Annotated in this window: 15 protein-coding genes and 1 riboswitch; of the genes, 9 read left to right on the forward strand and 6 right to left on the reverse strand. The window is 42.7% G+C overall.

The window, feature by feature from the left end:
* The first annotated feature begins 20 nt into the window (after positions 1-20).
* The 5 genes from rfbA to BM156_RS12700 all read left to right on the forward strand — a co-directional run bounded on the left by rfbA (position 21) and on the right by BM156_RS12700 (position 4,980).
* Entirely contained in the window at positions 21-902 is an 882-nt protein-coding gene (rfbA, locus tag BM156_RS12680) for a glucose-1-phosphate thymidylyltransferase RfbA (RefSeq protein WP_093920258.1), read from the forward strand.
* A gap of 15 nt (positions 903-917) precedes the next feature.
* Positions 918-1,466 (forward strand): dTDP-4-dehydrorhamnose 3,5-epimerase, encoded by a 549-nt coding sequence (rfbC, locus tag BM156_RS12685; RefSeq protein WP_093920259.1) that lies wholly within the window; start codon positions 918-920, stop codon positions 1,464-1,466.
* 108 nt (positions 1,467-1,574) lie between these two features.
* Positions 1,575-2,450, forward strand: coding sequence for a dTDP-4-dehydrorhamnose reductase (gene rfbD / locus BM156_RS12690; RefSeq protein ID WP_093920260.1), 876 nt, complete (start codon positions 1,575-1,577; stop codon positions 2,448-2,450).
* A 3-nt stretch (positions 2,451-2,453) separates the two neighbouring features.
* Positions 2,454-4,202 carry a phospho-sugar mutase gene (locus BM156_RS12695; RefSeq protein WP_093920261.1) on the forward strand — a complete coding sequence of 583 codons (1,749 nt, stop codon included), beginning with the start codon at positions 2,454-2,456 and terminating at the stop codon, positions 4,200-4,202.
* Positions 4,203-4,227: 25 nt separating this feature from the next.
* Positions 4,228-4,980 (forward strand): 3-keto-disaccharide hydrolase, encoded by a 753-nt coding sequence (locus BM156_RS12700; RefSeq protein WP_093920262.1) that lies wholly within the window; start codon positions 4,228-4,230, stop codon positions 4,978-4,980.
* 132 nt (positions 4,981-5,112) lie between these two features.
* Here the strand turns inward: BM156_RS12700 and BM156_RS12705 are convergent, their stop codons facing one another.
* The 4 genes from BM156_RS12705 to BM156_RS12715 form a co-directional block, all read right to left on the reverse strand.
* Positions 5,113-5,388 carry a DUF4884 domain-containing protein gene (locus BM156_RS12705; protein ID WP_093920263.1) on the reverse strand — a complete coding sequence of 92 codons (276 nt, stop codon included), beginning with the start codon at positions 5,386-5,388 and terminating at the stop codon, positions 5,113-5,115.
* Positions 5,389-5,545: 157 nt separating this feature from the next.
* Positions 5,546-5,674 (reverse strand): hypothetical protein, encoded by a 129-nt coding sequence (locus BM156_RS20885; protein ID WP_262708126.1) that lies wholly within the window; start codon positions 5,672-5,674, stop codon positions 5,546-5,548.
* Positions 5,675-5,694: 20 nt separating this feature from the next.
* Entirely contained in the window at positions 5,695-6,753 is a 1,059-nt protein-coding gene (locus BM156_RS12710; protein ID WP_093920264.1) for a radical SAM protein, read from the reverse strand.
* Positions 6,746-7,630 carry a hypothetical protein gene (locus tag BM156_RS12715; protein ID WP_093920265.1) on the reverse strand — a complete coding sequence of 295 codons (885 nt, stop codon included), beginning with the start codon at positions 7,628-7,630 and terminating at the stop codon, positions 6,746-6,748. The genes BM156_RS12710 and BM156_RS12715 overlap by 8 nt, the downstream gene beginning before the upstream one ends.
* A 309-nt stretch (positions 7,631-7,939) precedes the next feature.
* Positions 7,940-8,119: riboswitch (cobalamin riboswitch) on the forward strand.
* Positions 8,120-8,230: 111 nt separating this feature from the next.
* Here BM156_RS12715 and BM156_RS12720 point away from each other — a divergent pair.
* The 4 genes from BM156_RS12720 to BM156_RS12735 are packed head-to-tail and all read left to right on the forward strand — an operon-like array spanning position 8,231 to position 14,097.
* Entirely contained in the window at positions 8,231-10,279 is a 2,049-nt protein-coding gene (locus tag BM156_RS12720; protein ID WP_093920266.1) for a TonB-dependent receptor plug domain-containing protein, read from the forward strand.
* Positions 10,276-11,433 carry a YncE family protein gene (locus tag BM156_RS12725; protein WP_093920267.1) on the forward strand — a complete coding sequence of 386 codons (1,158 nt, stop codon included), beginning with the start codon at positions 10,276-10,278 and terminating at the stop codon, positions 11,431-11,433. Before BM156_RS12720 ends, BM156_RS12725 begins: the two co-directional genes overlap by 4 nt.
* Before the next feature lie 17 nt (positions 11,434-11,450).
* On the forward strand, positions 11,451-12,746 hold the full coding sequence (locus BM156_RS12730; protein ID WP_093920268.1) for a PKD-like domain-containing protein: 1,296 nt from the start codon (positions 11,451-11,453) through the stop codon (positions 12,744-12,746).
* A 28-nt stretch (positions 12,747-12,774) separates the two neighbouring features.
* Positions 12,775-14,097, forward strand: coding sequence for a DUF5074 domain-containing protein (locus BM156_RS12735; RefSeq protein WP_093920269.1), 1,323 nt, complete (start codon positions 12,775-12,777; stop codon positions 14,095-14,097).
* A 41-nt stretch (positions 14,098-14,138) separates the two neighbouring features.
* Here BM156_RS12735 and BM156_RS12740 read toward each other — a convergent pair whose 3' ends face one another.
* Both BM156_RS12740 and BM156_RS12745 read right to left on the reverse strand, forming a co-directional pair.
* Positions 14,139-15,014 (reverse strand): SDR family oxidoreductase, encoded by an 876-nt coding sequence (locus tag BM156_RS12740; protein WP_093920270.1) that lies wholly within the window; start codon positions 15,012-15,014, stop codon positions 14,139-14,141.
* A 61-nt stretch (positions 15,015-15,075) separates the two neighbouring features.
* Complete coding sequence (locus BM156_RS12745; protein ID WP_093920271.1) at positions 15,076-15,672, reverse strand: Crp/Fnr family transcriptional regulator; 597 nt, start codon at positions 15,670-15,672, stop codon at positions 15,076-15,078.
* Positions 15,673-15,678 lie beyond the last annotated feature (6 nt).

Genomic DNA, 15,678 nt, shown 5'->3' on the forward strand with positions numbered 1-15,678 from the left:
ATAAAATAGAAAGGAAACTTATGAAAGGCATAATTCTGGCCGGAGGATCCGGAACACGCTTATATCCAATAACAAAATCAATTTCGAAACAGATTATTCCTGTTTACGACAAACCAATGATTTATTATCCACTGTCGGTTTTGATGCTGGCAGGCATTCGCGAAATCTTGATCATTTCAACACCCCAGGATATTGGTTTGTATCAAGACCTGTTGGGCGATGGTTCGCAGTTTGGTATTCATTTGGAATATGCCATCCAACCATCGCCGGATGGATTGGCGCAAGCTTTTATTATTGGAGAAGAGTTTATTGGTGATGATCAGGTTTGCTTGATTCTTGGTGATAATATCTTCTATGGCTATAATTTTAGCCAGATATTGACAGAGGCAGGGACGTTGGAAGATGGCGCCTTGGTGTTTGGGTATTATGTGAATGATCCGGAGCGTTATGGGGTGGTGGACTTTGATGAAAAAGGACAAGTGCTGTCGATTGAAGAAAAACCGACTCAGCCACGTTCAAATTACGCCGTGACTGGCTTATACTTTTACTCGAATGATGTGGTGAAAAAGGCTAAGAGCTTAGAGCCATCAGCAAGAGGAGAATTTGAAATCACGGATCTGAATCGTTTGTATCTGGAGGAGAATCGGTTGAAAGTACAGCTATTGGGACGAGGATTTGCCTGGTTGGATACCGGCACGCATGATAGCCTGCTACAAGCTTCAAACTTTATTGCAACCATTGAACAACGCCAAGGGCTTAAGGTGTCTTGTTTGGAGGAAATTGCGTTCAAAAAAGGGTACATCAGCAAAGAACAGTTGCTGGAGCTGGCAGAACCTTTGATGAAAAATCAGTATGGGCAGTACTTGCATAAGCTCGCAAACAAAAAGATTTCGTCTTTCTAAAATCGAATTTATTAAATGGAAATTACAACTACACCAATAGCAGGCTTATTGGTTATCACCCCAAAAGTATTTCGCGATGATCGCGGTTATTTTTTAGAAACTTTTAATATTAAAAAACTGGAAGAAGCAGGAATTAACACTTCCTTTGTGCAAGATAATGAATCAAAATCGACCCAGGGAGTAATCCGTGGATTGCATTATCAGTTAAATCCTTATGCCCAGGGCAAGTTGGTTCGGGCAATTGAAGGAACTGTTTATGATGTAGCTGTTGATTTGAGAAAAGATTCGCCAACATTTGGTCAGTGGTACGGAGTTGAGTTGAGCGGTGAAAATAAAAAGCAGTTTTATATTCCAAGAGGATTTGCTCACGGTTTTTCAGTGTTGAGTGAAACGGCCGTTTTTGCATATAAATGTGATGCTTACTATCATCCGGAAGCCGAGCGAGGCATTCGTTTTGATGATCCGGAGCTGAATGTTGATTGGAAGGTAGATGTTCAAAAAGCAGTTGTTTCTGCAAAGGATGAGGCAAGTGTTTCTTTTGCCAAAGCAGAGTATAACTTTTGATTGGCTGGCAAATAGATTACTAGAAATAATTATAAAACGACCAGGATAATAATCACTTGTAGTAAACGCTTCGAAAGATTTTAGTCTTGGTGTTAATTTTGAAAGAAGATGAAGATTCTTGTTACAGGAGCTGAAGGACAACTGGGGTCGGCCATTCGGGATTTGGCAGATCAGTTTAAGCATTTTCAGTTTATCCTGACAGATATAAATGAGCTGGATTTAACCGATAGCGAGGCTGTTACTGCTTTTGTAAATCATGAGCGGCCTGACTATATCATCAATTGTGCTGCTTACACGGCAGTGGACATTGCTGAGAAAGAATCCGATTTGGCAAAGTTGATCAATACTAAAGTTCCCGCAACGCTGGCTCGGTTGTCAAAAACGACCGATGCTCGCTTGGTTCATGTATCTACCGACTATGTGTTTGACGGAACCACTTATGTTCCTTATGTTGAAGAGGATTTAGTTAATCCTGAGTCAGTTTACGGAAGGAGTAAGTTGAATGGTGAAATAGCCGTTCTAAAAGAAGCGCCTTCTTCTCTGATTATCCGTACTTCGTGGCTTTATTCTGCTTATGGGAAGAATTTTGTAAAGACAATGATCAAGCTGGGCGAAGAGCGGGAAGAGTTGAAGGTCGTTTATGACCAGATTGGAACACCTACCTATGCCGGCGATTTAGCCTTGGCTATATTGACGATTATCAATCGGACTTCGAAGGAAGAGTGTGTTTGGAAGCCGGGGATTTATCATTATTCGAACGAAGGTGTTTGTAGTTGGTATGATTTTGCAAAAGCAATTCATGAGCTATCGGGCGTAACTTGTCAAGTGCGTCCAATCTCAACAGATGAATATCCGTCAGTGGCTGTTCGTCCGCCATATAGCGTTCTTAATAAATCTAAAATTAAGCGTATTTTTGGAATTCAAATTCCATATTGGCGTGATAGCCTGCAGCATTGTATTCTTGAATTAAAAAAAGTAGACTAAAATATGACAAAAAATAACGAAATTTTGGATCAGGTAGTTAGCCGGGCGCAAAGCTGGCTAAGTGAGGTTTATGATGAAGAAACCCGCAAAGAAGTAAAGCGAATGCTTGAACAAGAAGATAAGAACGAGTTGATTGATTCGTTTTATCGTGATTTAGAGTTTGGTACCGGAGGTTTGCGCGGAATTATGGGCGCAGGTTCAAACCGGATGAATATTTATACGGTAGGGGCTGCCACTCAGGGACTGAGCAATTACCTTAAAAAGGAGTTTGCTGGCTTGGAGCAAATTAAAGTTGCCATTGGACACGATTGCCGGAACAATAGCCGACTGTTTGCTGAGAAGAGTGCTGAGATTTTTGCGGCTAATGGCATTCATGTTTACCTGTTTGAAGATTTACGCCCTACGCCTGAATTATCTTTTGCAATTCGAGAGTTGGGATGTCAAAGTGGAATTATTCTTACCGCTTCTCATAATCCGAAGGAATACAATGGCTACAAAGCTTATTGGGAAGATGGCTCTCAAATTGTCGGTCCTCATGATGTAAACATCATTGCTGAAGTTCAGAAAGTAAAGGTTGAAGACATTCAGTTTGAAGGCAACAAAGAACTAATTGAGATTCTTGGCGAAGAAATGGACCGCAAATTCATTGAAAAGGTGAAGACGGTTTCTTTAGCTCCTGAGATTATTCAAAAATTCAAAGACCTGAAGATTGTTTACACACCGATTCATGGTACTGGTGTAAAACTTATTCCTGAAGCATTGAGAGCTTTTGGCTTTGAAAATGTCATCAATGTGCCCGAGCAGGATGTGGTGAGCGGTGATTTTCCAACAGTGGTTTCGCCAAACCCAGAAGAACCAGCTGCAATGGAAATGGCCATGAAAAAAGGCTTGGAAGTGGACGCTGATGTGGTGATGGCTTCAGATCCTGATGCTGACCGAATTGGTGTTGCCGTGAAAAATGACAAAGGCGAATTCTTCATTATCAATGGAAACCAAACTGCCCTGTTGTTTATTTACTACATCATCACCCGGATGAAAGAAAATAAAGCATTCGAAGGGAATGAGTTCATCGTAAAAACGATTGTATCGACTGAGAAAATCGCTGAAATTGCCCGGAAGAACAATATTGAGTATTTCGATGTGTATACCGGTTTCAAATACATTGCTGAAATTATTCGCGACTTGGAAGGACAGAAAAAATATATTGGAGGAGGAGAAGAAAGCTTTGGGTTTATGCCAGCTGATTTCGTGCGAGATAAAGATGCTGTTTCTTCTTGTGCTTTGATGGCTGAAATTACAGCGTGGGCTAAAGATCAAGGGAAAACACTGTTCGAATTATTGCAGGATGTTTACCTCGAATATGGTTATTCTAAAGAGAAAATGAAATACATCGTTCGTCCAGGAAAAACAGGTGCGGATGAGATTCAGCAAATGATGGTTGATTTTCGAACCAATCCACCTAAATCATTGGGCGGAGGTTTGCTGAAAGTGGTAAAAGATTATGCCGATTTGACGGAGAGAGATTTGCTTAGTGGTGAAAGCAAAAAAATCAATCAGAAAACAACGTCAAATGTCCTTCAATTTTTTACTGAAGATGGAACAAAAATCTCTGTTCGTCCTTCGGGTACTGAGCCTAAAATAAAATTCTATTTTGAGGTAGCGGGAGAACTTCGCAGCCGCGATGAATTTGAAGAGGTTGAGCGCCTGGCCGAGCAAAAGATTGATGCCATCATGGAAGAACTAGACCTATAATTGTTAAACTAAATTTGTATAAACCATGAGAAAATTAGTAGTCGTACTAGTGGTGTTTGTGACTGTCGGGGCTTGGGCTCAGGAAGAAAGGCCTGAGATGGTGCCAGCCATGACTGAAATCTGGGATCCGGAAGTTCCAGTCATTACTCCGGGGGAAAGTCCAATGGATGCTCCGTCGGATGCGATTGTGTTGCTGAACAGCGAAAAACCATTTGGTTATGAATGGACCAATGGGAATGGTGAAGAACCCGGTTGGGATTTTGAGAATGGTGTTGCAACAGTAAAACGCGGCACCGGAATCATTAAGACCAAGCGTAGTTTTAAAGACTTTCAGTTGCATGTTGAATGGCGAACTCCAGTTGAAGTTGTTGGCGAAAGCCAGGGCCGCGGAAATAGTGGTGTGTTTCTGCAAGGTATTTACGAGGTTCAGGTATTGGATAATTTCAATAACCGGACTTATCGTAATGGGCAGGCTGGAAGTGTTTACAAACAGCATGCTCCTTTAGTGAATGCCTGTAAAGGGCCTGGTGAGTGGCAAACGTATGATATTATTTATACCGCACCGCGCTTTAACGCTGATGGAAGCTATTTTACACATCCACGAGTTACCGTAATTCACAACGGAGTGTTGGTGCAGAACAATGTCATCGTTCGTGGTCCAACAGAATATATTGGAATTCCTGAATATACCGTGAAACCTCATGGCGATGGGCCGATCATTTTGCAGGATCATGGTAATCCGGTAAGTTACCGTAATATTTGGATTCGGGAATTGTAAGAATTGCACTTAACCAGTTTCTTAAATCATAGAAAGGGAGAATTGTCAAACAGTTCTCCCTTTTTTTATGAGTAAGGTGAATTAATTTCACACGTTTCAATCTTGTTGTTTCTATTTCACTTCTAATCGATCTTATTCGACGATTTCGTTGATGTTGAGAATCCGTGTTTCCGTAGAGTCATTTTTGATGCTGGTCACCTCTCCTTTGCAATTGGTGAAGTACACGTAATGGCCTCTATCGTAAAAGCGATAGACTTTACATCCATCGTGTTCAAACAAGTAACTCACATTGTAGGTGTCATTGTTTTGGGGAGCTAGGTTTGAAATTGGAATTTCAGTAGCGCAAGAGGCAAAGAATCCAATTCCCAAAAACAATGCAAGGGCTTGAAAAAGTCTTTTTGTTTTCATAGGCTTTATTTTAGTCGTTTACGCATTTGCTTTCGTGTAATCTATTCGGTGTTTTTGTGATTTGCAGCCAAGTTGGCCTCTCAGTTGCCAGCAGGCTAATGCTTCTAAAAATAGCATAAATCATGCCGTAGCAGGCACCGGTTGCGAAGAAAATGAATTATTTTTTCTTATGCAGCTCTGGGCGTTGAGAGCTTATAAATAAGCCTTTACTTCCGGCAGTATTACTGGCTCTTAACTTGGTTCCTGTCAGTAGTCGTTTTAAAATTTTTACGAGTGAATTTTTCATGATGTATTCGTTTTTATTGGTTATGATGAAATTGATTGAATAATTGCTGATTTTCTTTTTTTCAGAATCGATTTTAATCCTTCTGTTGAAATATTTTCCAAGCTCAATTCGTGATAGTTTTTAGCATGAAAACAATCGGGTTTGGGAAGAACATAGCCATCGGGGCTTATCACCATTTGGTAAAGATAGGGGAGGTCAAAAAACTCGAATGAAAACTGCAGCCAGCTGTTGTTGAGCTTTTCTTCTACGTTTTGGCCGGTTGCTAAAAACTGTTCGAATCGTTTTCGCAGGTAAGCATCTTCTTGCCAAAAATCTGGAATCGTGTGATGCTGAATGCAGAAGTAAATATTGAGAGCCTGTTCACTTTCTTCCAAGAAATGATGAGTTTTTTGAATGAGTCTCGAATAGTCTTCGTTTGAGATGAGCTGATGACTCAGGTTTTTAGCATGCCCAATTGGAAGAATCGGGCTTGCAAAAAATTTTGTAATTCCCAGTGACGAAAAGCGGAAAATAAGCTCAGGCATGCAAGACTGGTTTCCTTGATACAGCGAGGTCGCCAGATTAATCTTTTCAGGGTTAATCCAGCTGATTAGCTGTTTCAGGTTGTGCTCCATCTTGTCAAAACTTCCTGCTCCGCGAATGAAATCATGCTGTTCGGGCAAACCATCGACACTGATTTCTAAATAGTCAATGTCATTTGAAACAGCTTCAAAAAAAGGCAGGTTTGAAGAGGCGTTTGAAATGATTCCGCAAAAATTGCCAGCATCAAGCTGTTTGACGTATTTACATAATTGAGGGATCTGGCTGTTTAATGAACTTTCCTTCCCCGAGAAATGAAAATGCCGGCATCCCTGATCGTAAAATGCTTCAATAACAGTCTTCCATTCGTTCAGTGAAAGTGGGTTGCCGACGAGCGTTGTATCTCCCCAATAACAGTGTTTACAGTTGAGGTTGCAAGCATAACTTACACTCAAATCCAGAATGAGAGCATCCAGCTTGTTGGTTGCTGCTTTTATTTGTTTCCTAAGTAGTTTTTGAGAATAGAAATCCTCCAATAATTGCAGTACTTGTTTATTCATAGTACAAGAGGTAGTCGGCGTTCATCTCAGGTTGATCAATCTCAAGGGTATAACGATCCGGATTAGCGTCATCTGCATAAACATTCCGAAGAAATACGGGCTCGTTATCTTGGGGACCATACTTGTAAGCTTCAACATTGTTGAACTTCATCTCTGGAGTTTTCTGAAGCGATAAAATGGCTTTATGAGTGCTTTTTGAATAAACATTCGGTAATGAAATATAATCTCTAAGCTCAAGTAACATTTTGGGCCAGGTCCAGCTAATTTGTAGCTCAAAGGTATCGCCTTTTTCTTTTTTGTTTTTAAATGAAATGATGATGTCTTTTATGGTTTCATCCCTGCCTCTATCGGCAATTTTAGCATTTAGTCGTTGATTGGTTCGTAGGTCTTCTACAACAAAATTGAGGTTGTCAAATGAGGTGTTTTCGTCACCTCCAATTGTTACGATAAACTGCCAAGTGGCGTCCGTAAATTTTCCTTTAAAGTAGAATGAAGCTTTTGTATCACGCAGGCGTCCGTTCGGGAGTATTTCGTCTTTCACCTCAAATAGATCTAAAATAACGGGGTTGTCGGGGCGGATGGTTCCTGATCTCCACATGTGGGCGTAAATTAAAGGCCATTTCTTAAAAAAGGGAACATTCCGTTCTTTTTCTAAGAATTCCAGACGGTTGCGCAAACTGCTAATCTCTTTATTCTTTTTCTGGATAAAGCGGAGAAAAAGAATCAATACGAAAAAAAGCACTGCAACAGCTAATGCAAGAATCCATATTTTTTTGTTCTCGGCAAATAGCGGATAAGAAATCAGGGTGACAATGGAGGCAACAAATCCAATAAAACCACTAACAATCAGAAAGGTGTCTTTTAGGCTGTTTCTCATATTTTTAGGCTTGTAGGTGTTTCTTGAATCAGTTGATATTCAGTCATTCATAACAATTCGATGCCTGGGAATTGCCTTCAATACACAAACCCAAAATCTCTTTTTCCTATAACTGTCTTTCTTCAGATATGGCACATCGGAAAACTTGCCGATTCGATTCGTTAAGCAGGAGTAAATCTAACAATATCTTTTTCGATGATCAACATTCGTTCATAAAAAATGAGTTTTTTTATGAACTGTATTTTGCGAATAAAGGAAAGCTAAGAATTCAATTCCTCGTTGTACTATTTCTTTTCTTAAAATAATATATACTTTTGTTGCATTATTGGTGCTATGCTTTTGCGTAGCTAAGAGGGAATCAGGTGAAAATCCTGAACAGACCCGCTGCTGTAAGCTCAAGAAGGCCTTATGCGGAATAAACCACTGTGAATAACGGGAAGGTGCATAAGATGAGTAAGTCAGAAGACCTGCCAATACATTACATAGTTTTTAAACTTTCGGGGATTAAAGTTTAGAGATGGAAAGGTTCTTCTTTGGAACTACTTTTCTGTTCTTCGCATACCATTTCCTGAAAGTAGTAATAGTTAGGAATTAGCGATAATGAACAGAAAATTCTTTTCCATATTACTGCTTTGTTTGTGGCTGCCTGTTTGTTTGGTAGCTCAAAGCAGACTCGATAGTGTCCAGCATATTCAGGAAGTACTTGTTGCCGCTCCCTTGGCAACTTCCAAGGCAATTATTCCAGCTCAACAGTTAGAAGGCAAGCAATTGAAAGCGCTAAATAGCTTTTCGGTCGCCGATGCTATCCGGTACTTTGCAGGCGTTCAAATCAAAGATTACGGTGGCGTTGGTGGACTGAAAACGGTCAACGTGCGAAGCATGGGGACGAACCACATGGGCGTTTTTTACGATGGAATTCAGTTGGGAAATGCCCAGAACGGACAAATCGATTTGGGAAAGTTTTCCTTGGATAATATTGAAAGCATTTCGCTGTACAACGGACAAAAAAGCGATATTTTTCAGCCTGCCCGGGATTATGGCTCTTCCGGATCAATTTATCTCAAATTTCGACGTCCACATTTTTCGGGGCAGGAAAAGGAGCATTTGAAAGCTACTTTTCGAACAGGATCATTCGACTTGGTGAATCCATCTTTTCTGTACGAACGCAAGTTGTCGGAAAAGGTAAATGCTTCCATCAATGCCGAGTATATTTATTCATCGGGGAAATACAAGTTCCGTTACAAGCGGGTTTTGCCCGGAAGCAACGAGGTGGCCTACGATACAACAGCTATTCGAAAAAACGGAGACATTCATGCTTTTCGGGTAGAAAGTGGCTTGTATGGCAGAACCGAAGATGGGCACTGGGAGGTGAAAACTTACTATTATGATTCGGAACGGGGGATTCCCGGTGCCATTGTAAACAATCGTTGGATGAATGCGCAGCGCCAATGGGATACCAACTTTTTTGTGCAGGGAGGCTGGCGAAAAGTAATCACCGATCGTTACGACCTGATGCTCAAAATGAAGTATGCCAACGATCGCATGCGGTACCTGAATCCGGATACGACCTTGATGTATATCGACAATTCCTTTCGGCAGCAAGAGGCCTATGCTTCCCTGGCTCAAAAATATCAACTCACGACTTATTGGGATGTTTCTTTGTCAACCGACCTGCAATGGAACTGGCTAAAGTCGGACCTGGAAGGCTTGGTCTATCCAACCCGAAGATCAGCTTTGGTTGCTTTGGCTACGGCACTCGATTTGGGGCCGTTTAAGTCGCAGGCAAGTGTGTTGGGCACCTTTATCAATGAAAACATAACATCAGTAGCAAACAGTGACGGGCAAGCGGCAAGCTCGGCACCGAACAAAGAGGAAATAACACCCGCTATATTCTTTTCATATGCTCCTTTTGAGAATCACGACCTGACTTTCCGGGCCTTCTATAAGCACATTTTCCGGATGCCTACGTTTAATGATTTGTATTACACCGACATCGGAAATATCAAACTGAAGCCTGAGTTTACGCATCAGTACAATGTTGGTTTTAAGTATGCTAAAACGATGGCGAATCGCTCCTTGGTTCATTGGGAATTGCAGGCCGATGGTTATTACAATGAGGTGACCAACAAAATAGTAGCTGTTCCCAAGGGAAGTGGCATGTACCGTTGGATGATGATGAACTTGGGAAGGGTTGAGATCCGCGGACTTGATGCGGTTGCTGCAGCAACTTTCGACTTGCCTTTTGAGGTTTTGCTGAACCTGAAGGGAACTTATACTTACCAGAAAGCGCAGGATTTTACTCCTCGAAAGAATCCGGATTTGGAGAAAACGACATGGGGCGGGCAGATCCCTTACATCCCTTGGCACAGCGGTTCTTTTATTGCTTCGGCCGGGTATCAATCCTGGCAGCTGAACTACAGCTTCGTTTACGTGGGCGAACGCTACCACAATTCGGCCAATATCCGCGAAAATTACGAACAGCCTTGGTACACGAATGATGTATCGCTTTTGAAGACGGTTGCGCTAAACGACTGGAGCTTAAAAGTGGCGCTTGAAGTCAATAACCTGCTGAGTCAGGACTACGAGGTGGTGTTGAATTATCCAATGCCCAAACGAAATTACAAATTAACATTAACCCTTGAATTATGAGCCGATTGTTATTAGGGCTGCATTGTTTGCTGTTGCTCGGCGCACTGTCGTCGTGTCGCGAAGAGGTTGAACTGTTTTCTTCGGATGAAATTGACCTGGAAAAACCGGAGGAAACAACAGCGTATCGTGGTTTTTACCTTCTGAATGAAGGAAATATGGGGAGCAACAAGTCGACCCTTGATTTTTACGATTTTGATTCGGGAACGTATAGCCGAAATATTTATGCTGAGGTCAATCCAGATGTCCCAAAGGAGTTGGGAGATGTGGGCAACGATCTTCAGATTTATGGCTCAAAGCTTTATGCAGTCATCAATGTTTCGAATAAAATTGAGGTGATGGATGCTCAAACTGCCACTCGAATTGGGCAGATAGAGATCCCCAATTGCCGCTATATTCAGTTTGAAGGGAAATACGCTTACGTTACTTCTTACGCTGGACCGGTTGAAATTAACCCTGACTATACGCAGCGTGGTTTTGTGGCGAAAGTCGATACAGCCACCCTGCAGGTTGTTGATGAGTGCTTGGTCGGATTTCAGCCGGATGAACTGGCAATTGTGGACGGTAAAATTTATGTCGCAAACTCGGGTGGCTACATGGGAGCCGGAAGCAGTGATAACTATGAACGCACAGTTTCGGTGATTGACATGGAAAGTTTTACCGAAGAAAAGCGCATTGATGTGGCTGCGAACCTGCATCGGGTGCGCGCGGATCAGCGAGGAGACTTGTGGGTGAGCTCCCGTGGCGATTATAAAGAGCTGCCTTCCCGGTTATTTTTTATCGATTCGGAAAAGCAAGCGGTAACTGACACCCTTGATATTCCCGTGAGTAGCTGTTACCTGTCAGGAGACTCGCTTTATGTGTGCAGCGTTTCTTGGAGCTACATCACGTATTCCAATGAAATTACCTACGCCATTGTTAATACGAAAACACGCGAAGTCGTTACCCGCAATTTCATTACAGATGGAACGGATGAGGAGATTGAAATTCCCTATGGAGTAATGGTTCATCCCGTTTCCGGAGATATTTTCCTTGCTGATGCTGGCAACTATGTCACGCCCGGCATGCTGTACTGTTTCGAACGAAGTGGAAAAAAGAAGTGGAGTGTGCGCACCGGCGATATTCCGGCTCATTTTGCGTTGCTGAAAAAAGACTAACCATCAACAAATTTTATATGATACGAAGAATCAATCGACCCGTAAGCTGGCTTTTTGTTGGCTTGGCTGCTATCAATTTAGTGGCCTGTAATGAGGATGACAAGAAAGAATTGCTTCCTCCCAAAGAAATTAAGTTGAACGACAATTATACGACGACTCGTTCAACGGTGCTAACCATTAAACCCGAAGTAACTGGCTACGAAGCGGCCACTTACAAATGGTCTTTAACGCAAACTCCGGAAGGGGCCGTGGACTCTTTGATTAGCGAAGAATTGGAGCTTGAGTTTATAACGATTCGGCCTGGAACCTACGCATTAAACCTTGAAGTGACCCAAGCTGATAAAAAGGAGGATTTTGCCATTGATGTGCTGGTAGAGCAGGAAGGCGAAGCATTTAGCCCTTATTTAGCAGAAGTGCTCGATTATTTGCCAGGAGTTGGACAGTTTGTAAACAAGCTTCCAAGCTACGAAGAAGGGGATACCCAAGCAAGTATGATTGCAAAAACCAGCGATTTATTGGCTGGCGAAGATGCTTCGATGATTACCCTCGGTGGTTTTGGTGGCTATGTTACTTTTCGTTTTGACCATACGGTGGCTAACCTTCCCGGAAAACGTGACTTTCGGGTGAAAGGCAATGCTTTTGGTGCCGCATCTAATCCACAGCCGGATGCTCCCTTTGGTGGAAGCTGTGAACCCGGAGTGATTATGGTCGCTTATGACAAAAACCAGAATGGAGAAGCCGATCCGGAAGAGTGGTACGAGATTGCAGGAAGTGCTCATCATTCGGTAAGCTCCGAAGCTTGGTATTGCTTGGGTAAAGCTGCCGGCAATGATCTAGACATTATTCCGGGCTACGAGATTACCTATTTCCGCCCCACGGAAGAGCCAGACCAGGCAACAGAGGAGTACATCCGTTGGGAGGACAACCAGGGAAATTCCGGCTTTAAAGTGAAAAACGCATTTCACCGTCAATCTTATTTCCCGGCTTGGATCGAAGGGGATTCTTATACCTTGAAAGGCACCCGCTTGCCTGAGAATGGCATTGACGAAAGCGGGCAGGGGAACTACTATGTGTTGTATGGTTTTGGCTTTGGTTATGCCGATAACTATCCCAATGCACATGACAATTCGGCCATTGATATTGCCTGGGCAGTGGATGCAGAAGGAAATCCGGTGCATTTGCCCGGAGTGGACTTTGTGCGGGTGCATTGTGGCGTTAATCAGGAAAACGGTTGGCTGGGCGAGTGTTCAACGGAAATTGCTGGCGCCGAAGATCTTCATCTGCTGGGTGAAGTGATTGATTCTGAAAAATAGACAATCAAATAAATTATAAATAACAAAAATGAAAAACTTAAAATTACTAGCAATCGCAGGGATTGCATTGGGGCTATTTTCTTGTTCGGATGATCCGGTTTTGCCCGAAGCACCACAAGTATCTATTAAAAGTATCAGTGGCTTGGAAGAGGTCGCCCAGAAGGATACGCTGGCCTTGGTGGCTACCGTCACCAGTTCGGCTGAAACAGACATTGTCTGGAAGGTTAATAACGAAGAAGTGCAGGCCGGAGATACTTTGCTTTTCACTGCCGAGGTAATGGGGAACTACGAGATTAGCCTGAAAGCTGTTAATGCAGGCGGAGAGCATACGGCTACTTTTGCGGTTGATGTGTTTGGCATGTTTCGGGATGGTACTTTTGTGTTGAACGAAGGAAACATGACCTCTGAAAATGGAACGCTCATTTTTATCAGCCCTAAAGGCGTGGCGATCGACAGTGTTTACCAAAAAGTGAATGGATCCGAGTTGGGGAATACAACCCAAGATCTTTTTATTGCTGATGGCAAAATGTACATCATCGCTCAAAACGGTGATCGCATGGGAGGAGATGGTATGTTGGTGGTTGCCAACGCAGAAACCTTGGAAAAAGAGGCAGCTTTTTCGAATGAAGATTTGGCCGAGTTGAGTTGGGCATCGCACGTCGCCGTTATTGGCAATAGTGCTTATATCCGTGATAATGCCGGAGTCTATTTACTCAATCTTGATAGCAAAGCATTAAGTTTTATTGAAGGTACCGCAGGAGCAATGAAAAACCGGATGGCTGTTGCCAACGAGAAGGTGTTTGTTCCAGCAGGGAAGAAAATCCTTGTGTTGCAAAACGGTGAAGTGAAATCGGAAGTTGAATTGCCTGGAACAATCTCAGGGCTTTTACTTTCGGCTGATGATAAACTGATGGTGTCGTGCAGTGGAAGTCCTTCGTATATTTTGAAGGTTGATCCGGCAGACTACAGCATTATCAAGCAAAATGAAATTGCGGATTTTAGTGTCAGTGCAGGCTGGGGAGCAAGCCCGGCGATTGGTGCTAAAGGTGATACCGTATATTTTGGCTCAGGAACCAAAATTTGCCAGCATATCCTGGCAACTGGAGCAACATCGGTGATGACTGATGTAAGCGAGCACATTGAGCATGCCGGAATTGTTTACAACAATCTGGGAGTACACCCGACAACTGGAGAGGTTTACTTCAACACCTTGAAGGGCTTTGGTATGGATTACCTGATTAATGACATCACGGTGTTCAACTTTAGCAAAGAAGCTCCCCAAATGGTGCATGATTTTAAAGATTACACCAACTTCCCCGCAGGTTTCTTTTTTACTGCAAACTACCGCTAAGTCGGACAGTAAAAACATAGCAGTTAGGAAAGAGCAATCCGTTAGGGGGTTGCTCTTTTTTGTTGCTTACTGACGGTTTCCTTAAAGAAATCTTTTAAATGTTCTTCGCCATAGCAGGGAGCCGACATGTCCATTGCCATGGTGGTTAAAAATAATTCTGCAGGCCCATAAAATTTCGAAGAAGTAAAAGTGCGCAAGAGCCAAAGTGTCAATTTTCGGGTCCAATCGGGGAAATAGATGATCTTGCTAGGTTTGGAATAGGCGCCTAGTGCCAAGGAGGCGATTTCGTTTTGCGACAATAAATCAGGTCCTCCAACAGGAAGATCTTTATCGGAGGACTGAATGGCGTCAACGCAAACTTTTGCCAGGTCTTTGCCATGTATCGGATTGAGTTTTGGTTTGCCATCGCCAAAAAGGTAAACTTTGCCTCCTTGAGCCATTTTTAGAAAATCGCCCATGTCCGAGAAAAAACCATTCGGACGGACAAGGCAGTAATCCAGCCCACTGGATTTTAGGTAATCACCCAGCTTTTCCTTGGCCTCACAAACTTTGATTTTTCGAAGCTTGTCGCCATTCAGTACCGAAACATAGATGAATTTTTTAACTTGGTGTTTTTTCGCCTCTTCAATCAGGTTGACATTGGCTTGGTAATCGACATCCAAGTAGGTCAATCCATCTTTTTGGCGGGTGATGCCAACGGTGCTAATCACGATATCGATTTGCTCAAACAGTCCTCTCAAGCTGTCGGGCTGGGTAACTTCAGCTTCTACCACTTTGAATTGCTTGGTGTCGAACTTGGCTTTCTGTTTATTTCTTACGAGCAGTGTGGGTTTATAGCCGGACTCGATAAGTTGGTGGGCGATGTAGCGTCCCAGATAACCAGTTGCTCCAGCTAATAATACTTGGGTTGTTTTCATGATAACTGATTTTTAATAAGTCAAAAATGCACATGAATCTCCCAAGTTCTCTTGACGATCGTCAAGATTTTTTTGCCAGCTTCATGCGCTGATGAACACGCTTCTTTATTCGGCTGAGAGTTTCGGGTGAAACACCTAAAAAGGAAGCGATGTATTGTTGAGGAACGCGAAGAAACAGATCGCTCCTGTTTTCGAGTAAATCGGAGTAACGTTCTTCGGCTGACTTGGTAACGAAAGAGGCAATGATTTGCTGACAGTTGATCAGCTCATTTTCGGTGGCAATGCGGGCAAGCAGTTCGAACTTGCTTGATTCTTTCAATAGCTGTTCGATATTCTCCTCCGGGAAATAGGCGAGCTGTGATTGTTCTACAGCTTGGTAGTTTTCTTTAGCCGGCACTTGGTAGGTGTAGCTTTCTCCTGCGCAGATGAATTGCCCTTCGGTATAAAAGAAGGCCGTCTTTTCCGTGCCATTTACATTATAGAACAACCGGACGCAGCCGCTCACTAAAAAATAAATCCGGGTAGCAAGATCGCCTTCCCGGATAATTAATTCATTCTTTTCTACTGTTCTGAATTGGGTGTGTTGTAGTAACAACTCTTTTTCAGCTTGAGTCAAATGTGTATAGCGCTCCAAATGTACAAGCAATGCTTCAATCATGCCTAG

The sequence above is a fragment of the Sunxiuqinia elliptica genome (assembly GCF_900113005.1).
Taxonomy (GTDB): Bacteria; Bacteroidota; Bacteroidia; order Bacteroidales; family Prolixibacteraceae; genus Sunxiuqinia; species Sunxiuqinia elliptica.

Coding starts and splice junctions, on each gene's coding strand:
- rfbA (WP_093920258.1), top strand. CDS start 21: ATGAAAGGCATAATTCTGGCCGGAGGATCCGGAACACGCTTATATCCA.
- rfbC (WP_093920259.1), top strand. CDS start 918: ATGGAAATTACAACTACACCAATAGCAGGCTTATTGGTTATCACCCCA.
- rfbD (WP_093920260.1), top strand. CDS start 1,575: ATGAAGATTCTTGTTACAGGAGCTGAAGGACAACTGGGGTCGGCCATT.
- BM156_RS12695 (WP_093920261.1), top strand. CDS start 2,454: ATGACAAAAAATAACGAAATTTTGGATCAGGTAGTTAGCCGGGCGCAA.
- BM156_RS12700 (WP_093920262.1), top strand. CDS start 4,228: ATGAGAAAATTAGTAGTCGTACTAGTGGTGTTTGTGACTGTCGGGGCT.
- BM156_RS12705 (WP_093920263.1), bottom strand. CDS start 5,388: ATGAAAACAAAAAGACTTTTTCAAGCCCTTGCATTGTTTTTGGGAATT.
- BM156_RS20885 (WP_262708126.1), bottom strand. CDS start 5,674: ATGAAAAATTCACTCGTAAAAATTTTAAAACGACTACTGACAGGAACC.
- BM156_RS12710 (WP_093920264.1), bottom strand. CDS start 6,753: ATGAATAAACAAGTACTGCAATTATTGGAGGATTTCTATTCTCAAAAA.
- BM156_RS12715 (WP_093920265.1), bottom strand. CDS start 7,630: ATGAGAAACAGCCTAAAAGACACCTTTCTGATTGTTAGTGGTTTTATT.
- BM156_RS12720 (WP_093920266.1), top strand. CDS start 8,231: ATGAACAGAAAATTCTTTTCCATATTACTGCTTTGTTTGTGGCTGCCT.
- BM156_RS12725 (WP_093920267.1), top strand. CDS start 10,276: ATGAGCCGATTGTTATTAGGGCTGCATTGTTTGCTGTTGCTCGGCGCA.
- BM156_RS12730 (WP_093920268.1), top strand. CDS start 11,451: ATGATACGAAGAATCAATCGACCCGTAAGCTGGCTTTTTGTTGGCTTG.
- BM156_RS12735 (WP_093920269.1), top strand. CDS start 12,775: ATGAAAAACTTAAAATTACTAGCAATCGCAGGGATTGCATTGGGGCTA.
- BM156_RS12740 (WP_093920270.1), bottom strand. CDS start 15,014: ATGAAAACAACCCAAGTATTATTAGCTGGAGCAACTGGTTATCTGGGA.
- BM156_RS12745 (WP_093920271.1), bottom strand. CDS start 15,672: ATGATTGAAGCATTGCTTGTACATTTGGAGCGCTATACACATTTGACT.